Source organism: Pantoea sp. alder81, assembly GCF_020179835.1.
Classification (GTDB): Bacteria; Pseudomonadota; Gammaproteobacteria; order Enterobacterales; family Enterobacteriaceae; genus Pantoea.
Window position 1 is genome coordinate 318,854 of the sequence record NZ_JAIUDA010000003.1, and the last position, 17,491, is coordinate 336,344.

Annotated in this window: 12 protein-coding genes; 7 read left to right on the forward strand and 5 right to left on the reverse strand. The window is 57.2% G+C overall.

What is annotated here, in order from left to right:
* The first annotated feature begins 109 nt into the window (after positions 1-109).
* The 3 genes from dacB to pmrB are packed head-to-tail and all read left to right on the forward strand — an operon-like array spanning position 110 to position 3,260.
* On the forward strand, positions 110-1,543 hold the full coding sequence (gene dacB / locus LBW88_RS11020) for a serine-type D-Ala-D-Ala carboxypeptidase (RefSeq protein ID WP_224932549.1): 1,434 nt from the start codon (positions 110-112) through the stop codon (positions 1,541-1,543).
* Positions 1,543-2,205, forward strand: a complete 663-nt coding sequence (gene pmrA, locus LBW88_RS11025) for a two-component system response regulator PmrA (RefSeq protein ID WP_034826547.1) — start codon at positions 1,543-1,545, stop codon at positions 2,203-2,205. The genes dacB and pmrA overlap by 1 nt, the downstream gene beginning before the upstream one ends.
* Positions 2,202-3,260, forward strand: a complete 1,059-nt coding sequence (gene pmrB, locus LBW88_RS11030; protein ID WP_224932326.1) for a two-component system sensor histidine kinase PmrB — start codon at positions 2,202-2,204, stop codon at positions 3,258-3,260. Before pmrA ends, pmrB begins: the two co-directional genes overlap by 4 nt.
* Here the strand turns inward: pmrB and LBW88_RS11035 are convergent.
* Complete coding sequence (locus LBW88_RS11035; RefSeq protein WP_224932325.1) at positions 3,257-5,530, reverse strand: TonB-dependent siderophore receptor; 2,274 nt, start codon at positions 5,528-5,530, stop codon at positions 3,257-3,259. The genes pmrB and LBW88_RS11035 overlap by 4 nt on opposite strands.
* A gap of 261 nt (positions 5,531-5,791) precedes the next feature.
* Between LBW88_RS11035 and fes the strand changes: the two genes are divergently transcribed.
* Both fes and LBW88_RS11045 read left to right on the forward strand, forming a co-directional pair.
* Positions 5,792-7,003, forward strand: coding sequence for an enterochelin esterase (fes, locus tag LBW88_RS11040; protein WP_224932324.1), 1,212 nt, complete (start codon positions 5,792-5,794; stop codon positions 7,001-7,003).
* Positions 7,004-7,035: 32 nt separating this feature from the next.
* A complete protein-coding gene (locus LBW88_RS11045) occupies positions 7,036-10,950 on the forward strand; it encodes an enterobactin synthase subunit F (RefSeq protein WP_224932323.1) in 3,915 nt (1,304 codons plus the stop codon).
* Positions 10,951-11,012: 62 nt separating this feature from the next.
* On the opposite strand, the gene LBW88_RS11050 is transcribed toward LBW88_RS11045, so the two are convergent.
* The 3 genes from LBW88_RS11050 to fepD are packed head-to-tail and all read right to left on the reverse strand — an operon-like array spanning position 11,013 to position 13,776.
* The gene (locus tag LBW88_RS11050; protein ID WP_224932322.1) at positions 11,013-11,810 is read right to left on the reverse strand and encodes an ATP-binding cassette domain-containing protein; all 798 of its coding nucleotides are present in this window, start codon (positions 11,808-11,810) and stop codon (positions 11,013-11,015) included.
* Positions 11,807-12,790, reverse strand: coding sequence for an iron-enterobactin ABC transporter permease (fepG, locus tag LBW88_RS11055; RefSeq protein ID WP_224932321.1), 984 nt, complete (start codon positions 12,788-12,790; stop codon positions 11,807-11,809). The genes LBW88_RS11050 and fepG overlap by 4 nt, the downstream gene beginning before the upstream one ends.
* Positions 12,787-13,776 (reverse strand): Fe(3+)-siderophore ABC transporter permease, encoded by a 990-nt coding sequence (gene fepD / locus LBW88_RS11060; RefSeq protein WP_224932320.1) that lies wholly within the window; start codon positions 13,774-13,776, stop codon positions 12,787-12,789. Before fepD ends, fepG begins: the two co-directional genes overlap by 4 nt.
* A gap of 139 nt (positions 13,777-13,915) precedes the next feature.
* On the opposite strand from fepD, the gene entS reads away from it, so the two are divergent.
* Positions 13,916-15,166, forward strand: a complete 1,251-nt coding sequence (gene entS / locus LBW88_RS11065; RefSeq protein WP_224932319.1) for an enterobactin transporter EntS — start codon at positions 13,916-13,918, stop codon at positions 15,164-15,166.
* On the opposite strand, the gene fepB is transcribed toward entS, so the two are convergent.
* The gene (gene fepB, locus LBW88_RS11070) at positions 15,161-16,126 is read right to left on the reverse strand and encodes a Fe2+-enterobactin ABC transporter substrate-binding protein (protein WP_224932318.1); all 966 of its coding nucleotides are present in this window, start codon (positions 16,124-16,126) and stop codon (positions 15,161-15,163) included. The two genes, entS and fepB, sit on opposite strands and share 6 nt — an antisense overlap.
* Before the next feature lie 176 nt (positions 16,127-16,302).
* Between fepB and LBW88_RS11075 the strand changes: the two genes are divergently transcribed.
* Positions 16,303-17,484, forward strand: a complete 1,182-nt coding sequence (locus LBW88_RS11075) for an isochorismate synthase (RefSeq protein ID WP_224932317.1) — start codon at positions 16,303-16,305, stop codon at positions 17,482-17,484.
* Positions 17,485-17,491: the final 7 nt, after the last annotated feature.

Here is a 17,491-nt window from a genome sequence, read left to right on the forward strand (position 1 = left end):
TTGCATTTTGATACGTATTTTACCCCAGAGTTCCCTGTGGGTCATCGTTTACTTTGCACCGCCTCGGGACGTAGTATTGACGCCTTCACCCGTCAGTTACCGCGAGATTATGCGATTTTCACGACTTGTTACCGGATTAACCTGTGCGTTTATGCTGCAGGCACAAGCAGCCCCCGTTGAAGAATACATGCAGTATTTGCCAGACGGCGCAAACCTGGCGCTGATGGTGCAAAAAGTGGGCGCATCAACCCCGATAATCGACTATCACGGCAAACAGATGGCATTGCCGGCCAGTACCATGAAGGTGATTACCGCACTAGCGGCCCTGCTGGAACTGGGTCCGGACTTCCGTTTTCAGACCACGATGGAAACCAAAGGCGCGGTCAGCGATGGCACGCTCAATGGTGATTTAGTGGCGCGCTTTGGTGGCGATCCAACGCTCAGCCGTCAGGATTTGCGCAACATGGTGGCAGCGCTGAAAAAGCAGGGCATCACACATATCAAAGGCAATCTGGTGATCGACACGTCGGTGTTCGCCAGCCACGATATGGCACCCGGCTGGCCATGGAACGATCTGACGCAGTGCTTCAGTGCCCCACCAGGCGCAGCGATTGTTGATAAAAACTGCTTCTCAGTGTCGCTGTACAGCGCTAACACGCCGGGCGAAAACGCCTTTGTGCGCATTGCGTCCTATTATCCGGCACATATGTTCAGCCAGGTGCGAACCATTGGCCGTAACAGTGGTGATGGACAATACTGTGAACTGGATGTGGTACCAGGCGAGCTGAACCGCTACACGCTGACCGGGTGCATGCGCCAACGCGCTGAACCGTTGCCGCTGGCGTTTGCTGTGCAGGACGGTGCCGCATGGGCGGGCGAAATCCTCAAGGCAGAGTTACGTGCCGCGGATATCGATTACAGCGGCCATTTAGTGCGTCAGACGCAGGTTACCCCGCCGGGCACCGTGTTGGCCTCAACGCAATCCGCGCCGCTGCACAATCTGCTGCATACCATGCTGAAGAAATCCGACAACATGATTGCAGATACCGTGTTCCGCACCATCGGCCATCACTATTTCAACGTTCCTGGCACCTTCCGCGCCGGTTCCGATGCCGTGCGTCGTGTACTGCGTGAAAAAGCCGGCGTTGACCTGGGTAACAGCATTCAGGTCGATGGTTCAGGCTTGTCGCGCCATGATTTGATCGCGCCGGATACCATGATGCAGGTGCTGCAATTCATCGCAAAAAATGACTCAACGCTGAATTATATTTCGATGCTGCCGCTGGCCGGTTATGACGGCACATTGCAGTATCGCGGCGGTCTGCATGAAGCCGGACTGGATGGCAAAGTATCGGCGAAAACCGGCTCACTGCAGGGCGTCTATAATCTGGCTGGATTTATTACCACTTCCAGCGGTGCACGTGTCGCCTTTGTGCAGTATCTTTCTGGTTATGCGGTGCCGCCTGAAGATCAGAAAACGCGGCGTATTCCTCTGGTACGCTTTGAAAGCCGCCTCTACTCGGATATCAACAAAAACAACTAATGAAATTGCTGATCGTTGAAGATGACGCGCTGTTGCAATCGGGCCTGGCTCAGGCCCTGAGCGCGCAAGGTTATGCCGTTGACTGCGCCAGTACCGCTGCAGAGAGCAATGCTTTCTTACGTAGCGGGCAGTACAGCCTGATCGTACTGGATCTTGGTTTACCGGATCGCGATGGTGCCACGCTGCTGCGCCAGTGGCGCCGCGACGGCATCAATGTGCCAGTGTTGATCCTGACGGCGCGTGATGCGCTGGAGGATCGTGTGGATGGCCTGGACGCCGGTGCCGACGATTATCTGGTTAAACCCTTCGCGCTGGTGGAACTGCAGGCGCGTGTCCGTGCCTTGATTCGCCGCTTTCAGGGCCACAGCGACAATCTGCTGCAACAAGGCGATCTCACGCTCAACCTTAGCTCGCAGCAAGTGCTGCTGGAAGAGCGTCCGCTGGAGATCACCCCGAAAGAGTTCGCGCTGCTGACGCGCCTGTTGATGCGTGTCGGACAGAATGTGCACCGGGAAACCCTGCAGCAGGATCTTTACAGCTGGAATGACGATCCCGGATCTAACACCTTAGAAGTTCATATCCACAATCTGCGCCGCAAGCTCGGGAAAGATCGCATTAAAACCGTGCGTGGCGTGGGCTACCGTCTGGAAGTGCGCGAATGAATAGCATGCGTCAGCGGTTACTGATCATGCTGGCGCTGATTCTCCTCACCTGTCAGGTGATGAGCGCCATCTGGCTGTGGCATGAAAGCCGGGAGCAAATCAGTTTCCTGGTGAATGAAACCCTCTCGGCTCAGGCGCGTAACGACCGCGTCGAGAATGAGATCCGCGAAGCGATAGCTTCATTGCTGTTGCCTTCACTGGTGATGATCGCCTTAACGCTGCTGCTGTCATTCTGGGCGATCAACTGGATCATTCGTCCATTGCGTTCCCTGCAGGACAGCCTGGCGCATCGTTCTGCCGATAATCTCACCCCGCTGCCGGTTTATTCCGAGATGGATGAAATCGTTGCCGTAACCTCCTCCATCAATCAGCTATTTTCGCGGCTCGATCACACGCTACAGCAGGAACGCCTCTTCACCGCCGATGCTGCGCATGAGTTGCGCACGCCACTGGCAGGTTTACGCCTGCATCTCGAGTTATTGCACCAGCAGCAGGTGCCGCAAAGTGAGATGCTGATCGAGCGTATTGATCAGCTGATGCACACCGTTGAGCAGCTATTGATGCTGTCGCGAGCCGGTCAGGCGTTGGCAGGAGGCCATTATCAGCAGTTGCTGTGGCAACAGGACATCATGCAGCCGCTGCAGCCAGAAATGGCCGAACTGTATGAGCAGCGCCAGCAAACACTGCACTGGCCGCACGGCAAAGATATTCCGCAACAGGGTGAAGCCGTGTTGCTGCGCCTGATGCTGCGTAATCTGCTGGAAAATGCCTCTCGTTACAGCCCGGAAGGCAGTGAAGTGAAGGTGAGAATGCAGCAGGACAAACAGCAGGTCATCATCGAAGTGTGGGATCAGGGGCCAGGCATTGAGGCCGATGCGGCAGAAGAACTGACGCAAGCCTTCCGTCGTCGCGATCAGCGTTACGGTGGCAGCGGATTGGGTCTGAATATTGTGCTGCGCATTGTGCAGATGCACCGTGGCAGGCTGGAATTGGTTAACCGTGAAGACAGCAGCGGGCTGATTGCCCGCTGCTATTTACCGCATCAACTGCTTTAGAAGTGGGTATTGAGGCTCATGTAGTAAGTACGGCCTGATTCGTTGTAGGTATTGGCACCCGCACCGTAGAGATAGGCGCCCGTGGTGGCGTTACCGGTGGTTTGCGCATTACCTTCGCGGAAGTGACGCTTATCAAACAGGTTGTCGATACCCAAAGTGACGCTGGCGTACTTATTCACATCATAAGTCCCGCTCAGGCCAATGATGGAGTAAGGACTGACTTTATCGGCCGCGCTTCCCGTCACAGGCTGACCTTTGTAGTCATACTTTTTCGGTGTTTGCGTGCCGTACCAGGTCAGCGTGGTCTGCAGCGACAGATCCTGCGTTGCCTGCCAGCTCAGCGTTGAGTTCAGGGTGTATTCCGGGATGATCGACAGACGATCGCCGGTTTCCTTGTTCTTACTCTGCAGCATGTAGGTGAAGTTGTTGTTCCAGCTCACGCTATCCGAGAACGGCACATTCACCGTACCTTCAAGCCCTTCCACCACCGCCTTCGGTACGTTTTCCCACTTATAGATATCCGTGGTGCCATTTGAGGCTTTACCGACCGCTGCGTAACCCGCTTCAATCTTGTTACGGTAATCGTTACGGAACCAGGTCAGACCCGCCTGATAACCTTCGTGTTTCCACTCCAGTCCAATCTCTTTGTTGAAACTGTTCTCGGCTTTCAGGTCTGGATTACCCTGCAGATAACAAGCGCCGGTGCTGGCAGCACAGCCCTGACCGTTGCTGTACAGCAGGTAGTTCGGGTTGGTCTGATACAGGCTTGGGGCTTTGTAAGCGAGGCCAGCGCCCATCTTCAGCGTGAAGTCATCACCCAAACCTTGCGACAGGTTCAGCGATGGGCTCCAGTTATTGCCCACAATCGAGTGATGATCGAAACGCAGGCTTGGCGTCAGCATGGTGCTGTCGGTCAGCTCCATGTTGTCTTCAGCGAACAGTGAGAAGATTTCCGCCTGTGAATACGGGCTACGACCGGTATTCGATACGCCAGGCACGGAACCGTAACTCGCAGCCTGGGTGGTTGAAGACGGATCCTTCATGCTCTGCTGGTTCCATTCGGTACCCAGCGTTGCCGTCTGATTAATCAGCCACTCAAACGGAATGCTGACTTCGCTGTGCAGCAAAATATCGTCTAACTGAATGGTATTAAAACCATCATTGGAGAAGATACCTTCCGTACCACCTGCCAGACCTTCGTTGATACGGCTGTTACGGGTTTTCTCGTAACGCGCGTAGGTATTGGTGCTCACACCGTTATCCCAGGCGCCCGTCCATTTCAGCGAGATGTTTTGACGATATAGACGATTAGTTTCATCGCCGTACAGGCTCTTCACCAGCGCGCTGGTGTTGGTATTCTGAGTATCGCCTGCGTACAGGTTGCCCTGACGGCTATAACCGGCCTGCAGTTCCAGGGTTTGCATCGGGGCAAACGTCCAGCTCAGCAAGGCATTGATATCTTTATTCACCGAACCTTCACGACCCGAAGGATAGCTGCCCGCATAAGTACCGGTACGCGCTGCCGCATGGCCTTCGTTAATGTCATAGGCATCGGCCTGGGTTTTGGCTAATCCACCGTACAAGCGGAAGTTGAAGTCATCGCCCAGCGGCCCTTCAAGGCTGAAGTTAGTGCGTTTGGTGGAACCTTCCGATTTGTGTTCCGGCGCATTGAGGTAGGTGTTCCACGAACCATGCCACTGCTGATCGGTGTATTTCTTAGTGATGATGTTCACTACGCCGCCTGCTGCGCCGTTACCGTAACGCACCGCGGCCGGGCCACGAATCACATCAATGCGATCGATCATTTCTGGCGGCACCCAGTTGGTATCACCGCGCGTATCACGCTCGCCACGCCAGCCCAGACGTACTGAGTTGCGGCTGGTGATCGGCATACCATCCACCATGATCAGGGTGTTTTCTGGCCCCATGCCGCGAATATCAATCTGACGATTGTTACCGCGCTGGCCGCTGGTGGAGTTACCGGTCAGGTTGACGCCTGGCATGGTACGAATGATTTCCGACACATCACGCGCAGGGGGATGCTTTTTAATTTCATCTGCGGTGATGGTTGAAACGCCGGGTGCCTGCAGGTTCTGCTGCTGTGCGGTCACCATTAACGTGCCGCCATTCATTGATTCGGCGTCGGTAGTGGATTGGCTGCTGGTCGTCTTGCTGGAAGTGTCTGCTGCCCAGGCGCTGCCGGAGAGCAGTGAGGCGCTGAGCCCCAGTTCAATCAAAATAGCTAATGATAATCGTGAGTAACGCGTCATTGTTTTTCATTCCTGGATGGCCAGTAAAAATGCCGTTGGATTCTTAACTGGCGAGCCGGTGAGAATATCCCTGTCCTTATCGCGCCCAGTTCCAGACCTGGCAGTGCCATCCGTTGCGTAACCTTCCAGGAAGGAAAGAGTCAGGCGGAACGAGCGTGCTCTTTTGAGCGGAAACACCCTATTGCAAATGCAAATAGTTATCAATAGTATTAATTATTAATCTTATGTAAATCTTTCCCTACACAGTGACTGGCAGCCCCTATGACCTGGCGAAATGATGTAACCGGTAGCGAAGCCTGGTGGCAGGAGCAACAATCTCAGGGTATCCCGCGAATTGACCCTCAGCAGGATGGCACCTGCCTGGTGACCTTCTTCTGGCGCGATCCACAAGGCAGTGAAAAAACTTCAACGATTCAACGTGTGTGGATCAACATTACTGGCGTCACCGATCACCACCAGAAGCGTCCACCCCAATCACTGGTGCGCGTAACAGGTACCAATGTTTGGTACTGGCAAACCGCGCTGCCGTCCAACTGGCGTGGCAGCTACTGCCTGATGCCCGATGAGCAGGCAACCGACTTTAGCGGCGAAGCGGACATGTACGCATTGCGTAACTGGTGGCGTGACAAATTCCCCACGGCGAAGGCCGATCCATTGAATACGCTGCGCGGCTGGGCCGGTGGGCGAGGTATGGGTGTCTCGCCACTGCATCTTCCGCAGGCACCTGACCAGCAAATCTGGCAATCCATTGATGATGGCAGTGCAGCTGACATCGCTTTGCAGCAATATCAATGGGATAGCGAGCTGTTAGGCAATAGTCGCAAAGTGTGGATTTATGCCACTGGCGAGTCCAATAACGCGCAACGTCCACTGGCCATTCTGCTGGATGGACAGTTTTGGGCGAATCAAATGCCGATTGCCGGGCCGTTGCAACAACTCACTGACGCCGGAACACTCCCGCCCGCCGTTTATCTGTTTATCGACATCATCGATCGTGAGCACCGCAGTCGTGAACTGCCCTGTAACCCGCAGTTCTGGCAAGCCGTGCAGCAGGAGTTACTGCCGCAGGTGGCGCAATGTGCACCTTATCGCCAGCAGGCAGCCAGCACGCTGGTGGCCGGGCAAAGTTTTGGCGGACTGGCATCGGTGTTTGCCGCTCTGCATTTCCCGGAGACGTTTGGCAATGCGCTGAGCCTTTCCGGATCATTCTGGTGGCCCGAACGCGGCAATCCATACGGCTGGCTGTTACAGGCGCTGGATAGCGGTTTGGCACCGAAGCAGCCGCTGCGTTTCTGGCTGGAAGCAGGTAAACGTGAAGGCCTGATTCTGCAAGCCAATCAACAATTAGAACAAAAACTTACCGCTGCCGGCTATCAGGTAAATTACCTGCCGGTGGAGGGCGGCCATGACGCGTTATGCTGGCGCGGTGGTCTGCTCGACGGTCTGCAAGCCCTGTGGCGCAATCCGACTTAACTTCATCACGCAGGACGCAAACCGGAGCACAGATGTCTGAATCTCTGATGAACAAAACCATGACAGAACAACATACCTTGCCCTTAGTGGCAGCTCAGCCCGGCATCTGGATTGCCGACCAACTGACCCAGCACCACAATGCTTATGCGGTGGCGCACTTTGTCGAATTGTCAGGCGCCATCGACACTGACCTGCTGGCGCAGGCGATCGTGGCCGGCATGCAGGAAGCCGATACGCTGAATATGGCTTTTGCCGAAGTCGAGGGTGAAGCGCTGCAGTGGCTGCAACCGCAGGCGTTTAGCACGCCTGAAATCGTGGATTTGCGCGATGAGGCAGATGCAGCGGCCAAAGCTCGCGCGTTAATGCGTGAAGACATGAACGGGGATTTGCGCGTACTGAGCGGTGCCCCATTATGGCATCACACGCTGTATCGCATTGGCGATCAGCATTGGTTTTGGTATCAGCGCTATCACCATTTGGTGGTGGATGGCTTCAGCTTTACCGCCATTACTCGCCGCATCGCCAATCTCTACACGGCAGCCGTGCAGCAGCAGGATGCCGAGCCGACGCCCTTTATCCCGTTTAGCGAAGTGGTCGAAGAGTACCAGCGCTACCAGGAATCCTCTTCGTTCACCCGCGATCGCGAATTCTGGCGCGAAAAAGGCACGGCACTGCCCTCGCCCGCTTCGCTGTCACCGCTGCCGCTGGCCGGACAAAGTGCTTCGACCGATCTGCTGCGCCACAGCGTGACGCTCGACCACCACACTTTCCAGACGCTGGTCAGCCAGCATCCTCAATCCAGCGCCGCCGATCTGGCCTTTGCGCTGGTCGCCTTGTGGCTTGCGCGACTCAGTGGACAGAACGATTTCGCCGCCGGATTTATCTTTATGCGCCGCATCGGATCTGCCGCGCTGTGCGCCACCGGTCCGGTGATCAACGTGTTACCGATGGCCGTGCATTATGATCCCACCCAGCCGCTGAGCGCGCTTGCTGCCCAGCTGGCAGGTGAAGTAAAGAAAATGCGCCGCCACCAGCGTTATGACGCGGAACAGGTACAGCGCGATCTTGGCCGACTCGGGGATGGGGATCCGCTGTACGGCCCGGTAATCAATCTGAAGATGTTTGATTATCAATTGGATTTTGCCGGTGTTGATGGCATTACACATCAGCTGGCATCTGGCCCGGTGCGCGATCTGGAAATCGCAATTTACATCAGTGAACAGGGTGAGTTGACGCTGGAGTTGCTGGCGAATGCCGAGCGCTATAGCGAATCCACGCTGATGCGCCATGCCAGCCGTTTTGCCCTGCTGCTAAATCAACTCGCAGAGCAACCGCAGCGTGCGTTGGGTGAACTGGATCTGCTGACCACGGCAGAACATGCGCAGATCGCGGGTATCAATCAGACTGCACATCCCGTGCCGGTTGAAACGCTGGCGTCGTTGCTGTCGCAGCAGGTTGAGCGCACGCCTTACGCCCCCGCGCTGGCTGATGCCACGCATCAACTCAGCTACCGCGAAATGCAGCAGCAGCTGTATGCCCTGGCAGCCGATCTCAGTACAGCAGGCGTACAGCGCGGTGATATCGTCGCAGTGGCATTGCCACGCTCGGTGCAGCTGTCACTGGCATTGCAAGCGATCGTGTCGCTCGGCGCGGCCTATCTGCCGCTGGACACCGGTTATCCCGACGAACGTTTACAGCTGATGCTGGAAGATGCCGCACCCAAAACGTTGATCACCTCAGCGGCACTCAGTGACCGTTTCAGTGCTATCGACCCTGTAAAGCAGCTGCATTTTGATGCGCTTTACACCGCGCCAGACGCGCCACAACCCGCCAGCGCGCCAACACCGCAGGATGGCGCTTACATCATCTACACATCAGGATCTACCGGGCGTCCGAAAGGCGTATTGGTCGGTCATGAGGCGATCGTTAACCGCCTGTTGTGGATGCAGGATCGCTATCCGCTGCAAGCCGACGATGTGGTATTGCAGAAAACCCCGAGCAGCTTCGATGTGTCCGTGTGGGAATTCTTCTGGCCGCTGCTGGTGGGCGCGCAACTGGTGATGGCACCGCCAGAAGCGCACCGCGATCCGGAAGCACTTCAGCAACTGTTTGCGCGTTACAAAGTGACCACCACGCATTTCGTCCCTTCTATGCTGGCGGCCTTTGTCGCGGCGCTGGACAATGAACAGTCGATTGCCTGTTGTAACAGCCTGCGCAATGTCTTCTGTAGTGGTGAAGCGCTGCCGACCGATCTGTCGCGTGAGTGGGAGAAACTGACGCGGGTGCCGCTGCACAACCTGTATGGCCCAACCGAAGCGGCAGTCGATGTCAGCTGGTATCCGGCGTTTGGCGAGGCCCTGGCAGCGGTAGATGGGGCCAGCGTGCCGATTGGTTTCCCGGTGTGGAATACCGGATTACGCATTCTTGATGCGCGTATGCAGCCAGTACCGCCGGGCGTGGCGGGCGATCTCTATTTAACCGGCGTACAGCTGGCGCACGGCTATCTCGGCCGCCCGGATCTGACCGCCAGCCGCTTTATCGCTGATCCTTTTGCCGCAGGCGAGCGCATGTATGTGACCGGAGACGTGGCGCGCTGGCTGGATAACGGCGCAGTGGAATACCTTGGACGCAGCGACGATCAGCTGAAGATCCGTGGCCAGCGTATCGAACTTAACGAAATCGATCATGTGATGAGCGCACAGCCTGGCATTGAGCAGGCGGTAACACATGCTGTGGTACTCGGCGGTGCCGCCGCACAGGGTGGTGATGCGCGTCAGCTGGTGGGTTACGTCATCGCAGAGCACGCCGTCGATGGTGACGCACTGCGTGATGCGTTGGCGCAACGCCTGCCTGCGCACATGGTGCCGGTGGCGATTGTGCAACTGGATGCCTTCCCGTTGAGCAGCAACGGTAAATTGGATCGTAAAGCCTTACCGCTGCCGCAAAACGCAGCTGATAGCGTGGGTCGCGAACCGCAACCCGGTCTGGAAACGCAGTTGGCGCAAGCCTTCTGCCAGCTTTTAGCACGCGACACCATCAGCGCCCAGGATGATTTCTTCGCGCTCGGTGGCCACTCGTTGCTGGCGATGCGCTTAGCTGCCCAGCTGCGCCGCGAACTGCAACAGCCGGTTTCGGTGGGGCAGATTATGGTGGCTTCAACGGTGGAAAAACTCGCCCGGTTATTGAGCGATACACAATCGCATCAGCAGGCAGGTTTTGAAGCCGTACTGCCGCTGCGTCAGGGCAACGGCCCCACGCTGTTCTGCTTCCATCCGGCGTCGGGTTTTGCCTGGCAGTTCAGCATTCTGCAGCGCTATCTCGATCAGCGCTGGTCACTGGTGGGGATTCAGTCGCCCGATACCCAGAGCCCACTGAATCAAAGCGCGCATCTCGACGAAGTATGTGATGCGCATCTGCAAACGTTACGTGAAGTGCAGCCACACGGACCGTACTTCTTCCTCGGCTATTCGCTGGGCGGCACGCTGGCGCAAGGCATTGCGGCGCGGCTGGAAGCAGCAGGTGAAGAGGTGGCCTTCCTCGGCCTGCTTGATACCTGGCCGCCGGAAACGCAGAACTGGGATGAGAAGCGCGGTGAGAATGTGCTGGATCCGGCGGTGCTGGAAGAGGTGAATCGCGAGCGTGAACAGTTTATCGCCGCCCAGCGCCACCAGGCGGGCGAAGAGATGCGCGCGATGTTCGATACCATCGAAGCCAACTACGCCAGTTCGGTGCGTCTGTTGGCCACCGCGCGCAGTGCCCGTTTCAACGGTCGCGCCACGCTGTTCCTTGCTGAGCAGACGCAGCAACCCGGTCAGGATGCGCGTCGCGCCTGGGCACCGTATGTCGGTGAATTAGAGGTATGGCCGATGGATTGTGCGCACGTGGAGATTATTTCTCCGCAGATGTTTGAGCAGATAGGACCGTTGTTGCAGCGGATATTAGGCTAAGCAGCACCAGGTACGCATTGATGCGTACCTGCATTGTAGGGGCGGCATTTATGCCGCCCTGATTACCTTCCCCGCCCCAGCGGCACGATCATTGGCGTATGCGCCACCGGATCTTCCACAATCACGCAGCGTAAACCGTACACCTGTTCTATCAATTCGGGCGTCACGATCTCTGCGGGCTTACCTTCAGCAACAATCTTGCCGTGGCGCATAGCGATCAGATGGGTGGCATAACGGCACGCGTGGTTGAGATCGTGCAGCACCACCACCAGCGTGCGGCCATGCTGCTGATTCAACTCCTGCATCAGTTCCAGCAGTTCAATCTGATGGGTGATATCCAGCCAGGTGGTCGGCTCATCCAGCAACAACAGCGGGGTTTGTTGCGCCAGCACCATGGCAATCCATACGCGCTGACGCTGTCCGCCGGATAAGGTATCCACCGGTTGCTGTGCCAAATCCGCCACGCCGGTTGCCCGCATCGCGCTTTGCACCGCCTCTTCATCTTCGCTGCGCCAACGTCCAAACAGCGCTTGATGCGGATAACGCCCACGCGCCACCAGCTCGGTGACGCTGATGCCCGCTGGTGCGTTGGAACTCTGCGGCAGCAGTCCAAGTCGACGCGCCACCTCTTTGGTCGGGTAACGCGCAATCGCTTCACCATCCAGATACACCTCGCCTTTCAGCGGAGTATTAAGACGACTCAGGGTACGCAGCAAAGTGGATTTACCGCAGGCGTTTGGGCCGATAATCACCGTCAGCTCCCCTTCGGGGATGGCCACCGACAGGTTTTCTGCCACCACTTTCTTGTCGTAGCCGAGCGTCAGGCCTTCGCCATACAGCCGTGAAGGGATATCGATCATTGGCGTCGCGCCTCCCGCACCAGTAACGCAATCAGATAAAGTCCACCGAGGCTGACGGTAATCACGCCAACCGGTAATTGATAAGGCAGGAACAGATGTTGCGCGGCAAAATCAGCCGCAATCAATAACAGCGCGCCACACAGCGCCGCCAGTAACAGCGCACCTTTCTCGCCGCCGCCGAGTCGACGCGCGATCTGCGGTGCCAGCAACGCCACAAAGGAGATCGGCCCCACCAGAGCGGTAGATGCCGCCGTCAACACCACACCAATCAGCATCAGCAGCAGCCGACTGCGCTCCACCGGCACGCCGAGCGCACTGGCGGTATCATCGCCCATCTCCAGCAAACGCATGCGGCGGGTCAGCAACGCCATCAGCAACAGCGACAGCAGCAATACGCCAATCACCGGTGGCGTTTTCGCCCAGGTGATACCGTTAAGCGATCCGGCACTCCACAATCCGGCGCTGAGCGCGGATTCCAGCGAAGCACTGATAATCAGCCAGGCATTCAGCGCCATCAGCAAGGCGCGCACGCTGATGCCGACAATAATCAGGCGGAAGGTTTCGACGCCGTTACGCCAGGCAAACAGATACACCAGCGCTGCGGTGCCGATACCGCCGACCAACGCTGCCCCCGTCATAGCAGCGATGCCCTGATTGAACAGCACCAGTGCCACCAGCACGCCGCTATAGGCACCGGTGTTGAAACCAAGAATATCCGGGCTGCCGAGCGGGTTGCGCAGCAGTGACTGGAAAATCGCGCCGCTGACGCCCAGCGCCGCGCCAATCAGCAGCGCCATCAGCACGCGTGGCAACCGCCACTCTAAAACGATGAGTTTGACATTGCTGGCACCCTGCCCGGCCAGCACCTGCCAGAATTGCTCAGCCCCAATCGGCAATGCCCCTCGCGTCATCGCCAGATACGCCAGCAGCGCGCAGCCGATCAACAGCCATGTCGTATGTAATGCAACCCGACGCGTCATAGCGCACCTCGCCCGAGTTTACGGCGCACCAGCACAATCAGCACCGGCGCACCTAACATCGCCGTGACGATGGAGACGCGCAGCTCACCCGCCACCAGCAGACGCCCGAGAATATCCGCCGCCAGCAGCAAAATCGGGGTAATGATCGCCGTGGCGGGCAGCATCCAGCGGTGATCGTTGCCGACCATCCAGCGTGCAAAATGCGGCGTCATCAGCCCGATAAAAGCGATGGGGCCTACCGCAGCCGTTGCCGCACCACACAGCAACGCAATCGCCACTAAACCCAGCAGTTGCGTGCGCGCCACCCGCGTGCCCAGCGCGGTCGCCATATCGCCGCCCATGCTCAAACTGTTCAACGCCTGCGACAAATAGAGTGCAACGACGCTACCGATCAGCACGGCAGGGAACAACGTGCGCAACACGGTGAAATTGCGGATATCCAGCGAGCCACTGTGCCAGAAACGCAGGTGGTCATAGATATCGGGATTGAGCAGCGACAGGCCGGAAGTCAGCCCATCCAGCACCGCGCCCAGCGCCACGCCGGCTAACGTCAGGCGCACCGGATTGACTCGCCCGCCGCCAATCGCGCCCGTCATCGCCACCAGTAATGACGCCAGCAGTGCACCGGCAAACGCGAAACCGAGCCAGTCGAGGGGAGAATCCGCACCAAACAAAGCGATGCCGATCACCACCGCAAACCCGGCGCCCGCATTGACGCCGAGAATACCCGGATCGGCCAGTGGATTGCGCGTCAGGCTCTGCATCAGCGCGCCCGCTAACCCAAGGGCCACACCGGCAAGCAATCCGGCCAGGGTGCGCGGCAGGCGTGCATCACGCACAATCACGCACTCAGCGCTATTACAGCTTGAGGTAAGAGAATGATAAACATCGGGAAAGGGTATCGATTTTGCCCCCAGCATTAAGCTGAGCGCGATGAGGAGCAAGAGCAGAATCCCTGAGCCTGCTAATGCACGGATCTGGCGCATCGTTCTAAACCTTCACTGTTCAACGTCGTCGCATGCGCAACGCAATTTGATAATGGTTATCGTTATTACTCGCGTTTGCCTATGTTACCATGACTCGCCTCGCGGACGATGAGGAAAATTGGTGCAAAAAGGCGAACAAATGAACAAATCTTCCCACTTTATCGATCTCTCACTGCTGAAAACCCATGCGGCGTTCCGCGCGGTATTTATTGCCCGTTTCATCTCGATTGTCGCGCTCGGTATGCTGGCCGTGGCGGTGCCGGTGCAGATTCAGCAGATGACACAATCCCCGCTGCTGGTGGGATTGGCGGTCACCCTTGCCGCATCAGGTATGTTTATCGGTCTGCTGACCGGCGGCGTGCTAGCCGATCGCTACGAACGCAAAAAACTGATTCTGATTGCCCGCTCGACCTGTGGATTGGGCTTTATTGCGCTGGCAATCAATGCCGCGCTGCCACATCCCTCGCTCATCGCGGTGTATCTGCTGGGATTCTGGGATGGCTTCTTTGGCGCGATTGGCGTCACCGCGCTGCTTGCCGCAACGCCAGCGCTGGTCGGTCGCGAAAACATTATGCAGGCTGGGGCGATCACCATGCTGACGGTGCGCTTTGGTTCCATCCTCTCGCCGGCCATCGCAGGACTGGTGATTGCGCACGGTAGCGTGGTGTGGAACTACGGTCTAACCGCGTTTGGCACGCTGATTACCGTGCTGACGCTGCTGAAATTACCGCAACTGCCGCCACCGCCTCAGCCGCGTGAACATCCGCTGAAGTCGCTGGCCGCCGGAGTGCAGTTCCTGTTTGCCAGCCCGATTGTCGGTATGGTGGCACTGATAGGCGCGCTGGTCACTTTAGCCAGCGCGATTCGCGTGCTCTATCCCGCTCTCGCACCACATTGGTCAGTGAGTGCTAACCAGCTTGGTATGCTTTACGCAGCTGTGCCGCTCGGTGCCGCAATAGGTGCGTTTACCAGCGGTAAACTGAAGCATGCAGCCCGACCGGGACAGCTGGTGCTGGGCAGTGCGGTGGCCGCCTTTATCGCGCTGGGATTATTCAGTCTGATGCCCAACCTGCCGCTGGCGCTGCTGTGTCTGGTGGCATTTGGCTATTTCAGCGCCATTAACAGTCTCGTGCAGTACGCGATGATTCAACTGCTGACGCCTGACCATCTGCTAGGCCGCATCAACGGCTTGTGGACCGCGCAAAATGTCACCGGGGATGCGATTGGTGCGGCGATGATTGGTGCCATGGGATCGTGGTTATTGCCGCCACAGGCCGCCGCCGCGTTTGGTTTTGCGGCAGCGCTGTTGGGCATGGTGATGTGGTGCGTGATGGGCCGTTTACGTCGTTATGCGCCGCCAGCCCCTGAGCTGGCGGAGCAGGCATCATGATTTAACGAACAGCTTTTCCAGACGCGCCAGCAGATTGCTGGCGCTGTAGTAATCCAGACGGAACGAATCAACGCCAAGCGGGAACACCTGCTTATCCTTGACCGCCGCGTTTTGCGCGAGGAACGGATTGCCGATCACCGAGTGCGTAGTTTTATCGTCAGCCGCAAACAGCAGGAAGGTTTTACCGGTTAAACCGCTCGCAACGTTCTCACCCGACAGCTGAATAATGTCCTTACGCTGTCCCATGCTGTGGCCCTGCTGCACGCTGGCAGGCGGCGTGGCGAGCGTAAAGCCAAGCTGCTCCAGCAATTTTCCCTGCGCTGACTCCGTGGTCCACACGTTGACGGCACGCCCATCACCGTTCCACACCATCGCTGAAACCGGCTGCGGCGGCAGAGTGATGGCTTTCTTCAACGCCGCTTCACGATCGTCAAAAGCTTTCACACGCTGTGCCGCCTGCGCTTCGTGGCCGGTTGCCTGGCCGAGCAACGTCACTACATCCTGCCAGCTTTTGTCGTCGTAATTGACCACCAGCGTTGGCGCAATGGCGGAAAGCTGGCTGGCCAGTTTGATAGCTGAGTCATTCCCCGTGGCGCTCACCAAAATCAAATCCGGCGCTTCTGCCGCCACCGCTTCTGCACTCGGCTCGCCAATATAAAGACGTTTAAGCTGACGCTGTTTTGCGACATCGCCCCACTGACGGAAGAACCCTTGATCGTCGGCCAGGCGACTGTTCGGTGCTGTCGCGCCCGATGCCACAACCGGTGCATCAATCGCCAGCAGCGATCCGGTTAAGGTTACGCTGGTCGAGACAATGCGCTGCGGGGCTTTGTTTAAGGTAATTGAACCATTTGCCCCTTGTACCGTGCGCGGCCAACCCTGTTCTGCCTGTGCGAGCCCTGTGAAAGTCTGGAAAATAAACAACAGGGCTGTCAGACCCAATAAACCGCATTTATTCATAAGTTCTGGTCCACCTTTTAGCTTATTGCACGGCCTGGCGTCACCTTCCGATTACGCCTAATCATGCGGGAAATCCCGCGAATGGATTGACTCTCTTATTCAATCGACGTAGGTTACTGCCCCATAATAAAAATGATAATCATTCTTAATAATCTTATCATTTATAGGTGAAAATTATGGTGGAATCATCCATGTTTGAAAATGCCTTATTAGAGGATTTTTCTGCGTTATGCCGTGGTTTCCTCTTTACCTCGCCGTGGCGTAGCCTCGCGACTCAGGGCTGCTATACCACGATAACCACCTCTGTGGCAGACGCTGCATCGTTGCAGGGTGATTTTCAACTTCAACTGCGTCAACATTTCGCGGCGGCAAAACAACAAGGCATTGAGAATCCGATCCTGGTCGGTGCGATTCCCTTCGACGTTAGTCAGCCTGCGGCCCTGTTTATCCCTGAAACTTATCAAACTTTTCATCGTGCCGATCTACAAAATGCGCTGCCCGCAGCTTCAAGCGAACTGCCGCAGGTACGTCGTCGCATGGCTGTGCCGGATCACGACGTCTTTACCCAAATGGTGGCCGATGCAGTGGCGGCTACGCAGCGTGGTGACCTCGATAAAGTGGTGCTGTCGCGCCTGATGGACATCGTCACCGAGCAGCCTGTAGATACTGCCGCGCTGATGCAACGCGTGATTGCGCAGAACCCGAATAGCTATCACTTCCATCTGCCGCTGCCACAAGGCGGCGCACTGGTGGGTGCCAGCCCGGAATTGATGCTGCGTAAACAGGGGCGCGACTTTAGTTCATGCCCCCTGGCGGGCTCAGCGCGTCGTGATCACCACGACAGCCAGCAGGACCAGGCGGCGGGCAATACGCTGATGGATTCCAGCAAAGATCGTCATGAACACCAGCTGGTCACGGATGCGATGCGCGAAACACTGCAACCGCGCAGTCGCCTGCTGTCGGTACCGACCGTACCCTCGTTGATCACCACGGCGACCTTATGGCACCTCGCGACGCAAATCGATGGTGAAGTACAGGATGATCGCGAGAACGCCTTGTCGCTGGCTTGCCTGCTGCATCCTACCCCGGCATTAAGTGGCTTCCCGCACCAGCGTGCTCAGCAGCTGATTCAGCAGTTAGAGCCTTTTGATCGTCAATTATTTGGCGGTATTGTTGGCTGGTGTGACAGTGAAGGCAACGGCGAATGGGTGGTGACGATTCGTTGCGGCACCGTACAAGGCTCACGCGTGCGACTGTTTGCGGGTGCAGGCATTGTGGCCGACTCCCAACCTGAATCAGAATGGCGCGAAACCGGCGTGAAGCTGGATACCATGTTGCGCGCTTTTGGACTGCAATAAAGGAAAG

Coding starts and splice junctions, on each gene's coding strand:
- dacB (WP_224932549.1), top strand. CDS start 110: ATGCGATTTTCACGACTTGTTACCGGATTAACCTGTGCGTTTATGCTG.
- pmrA (WP_034826547.1), top strand. CDS start 1,543: ATGAAATTGCTGATCGTTGAAGATGACGCGCTGTTGCAATCGGGCCTG.
- pmrB (WP_224932326.1), top strand. CDS start 2,202: ATGAATAGCATGCGTCAGCGGTTACTGATCATGCTGGCGCTGATTCTC.
- LBW88_RS11035 (WP_224932325.1), bottom strand. CDS start 5,530: ATGACGCGTTACTCACGATTATCATTAGCTATTTTGATTGAACTGGGG.
- fes (WP_224932324.1), top strand. CDS start 5,792: ATGACCTGGCGAAATGATGTAACCGGTAGCGAAGCCTGGTGGCAGGAG.
- LBW88_RS11045 (WP_224932323.1), top strand. CDS start 7,036: ATGTCTGAATCTCTGATGAACAAAACCATGACAGAACAACATACCTTG.
- LBW88_RS11050 (WP_224932322.1), bottom strand. CDS start 11,810: ATGATCGATATCCCTTCACGGCTGTATGGCGAAGGCCTGACGCTCGGC.
- fepG (WP_224932321.1), bottom strand. CDS start 12,790: ATGACGCGTCGGGTTGCATTACATACGACATGGCTGTTGATCGGCTGC.
- fepD (WP_224932320.1), bottom strand. CDS start 13,776: ATGCGCCAGATCCGTGCATTAGCAGGCTCAGGGATTCTGCTCTTGCTC.
- entS (WP_224932319.1), top strand. CDS start 13,916: ATGAACAAATCTTCCCACTTTATCGATCTCTCACTGCTGAAAACCCAT.
- fepB (WP_224932318.1), bottom strand. CDS start 16,126: ATGAATAAATGCGGTTTATTGGGTCTGACAGCCCTGTTGTTTATTTTC.
- LBW88_RS11075 (WP_224932317.1), top strand. CDS start 16,303: ATGGTGGAATCATCCATGTTTGAAAATGCCTTATTAGAGGATTTTTCT.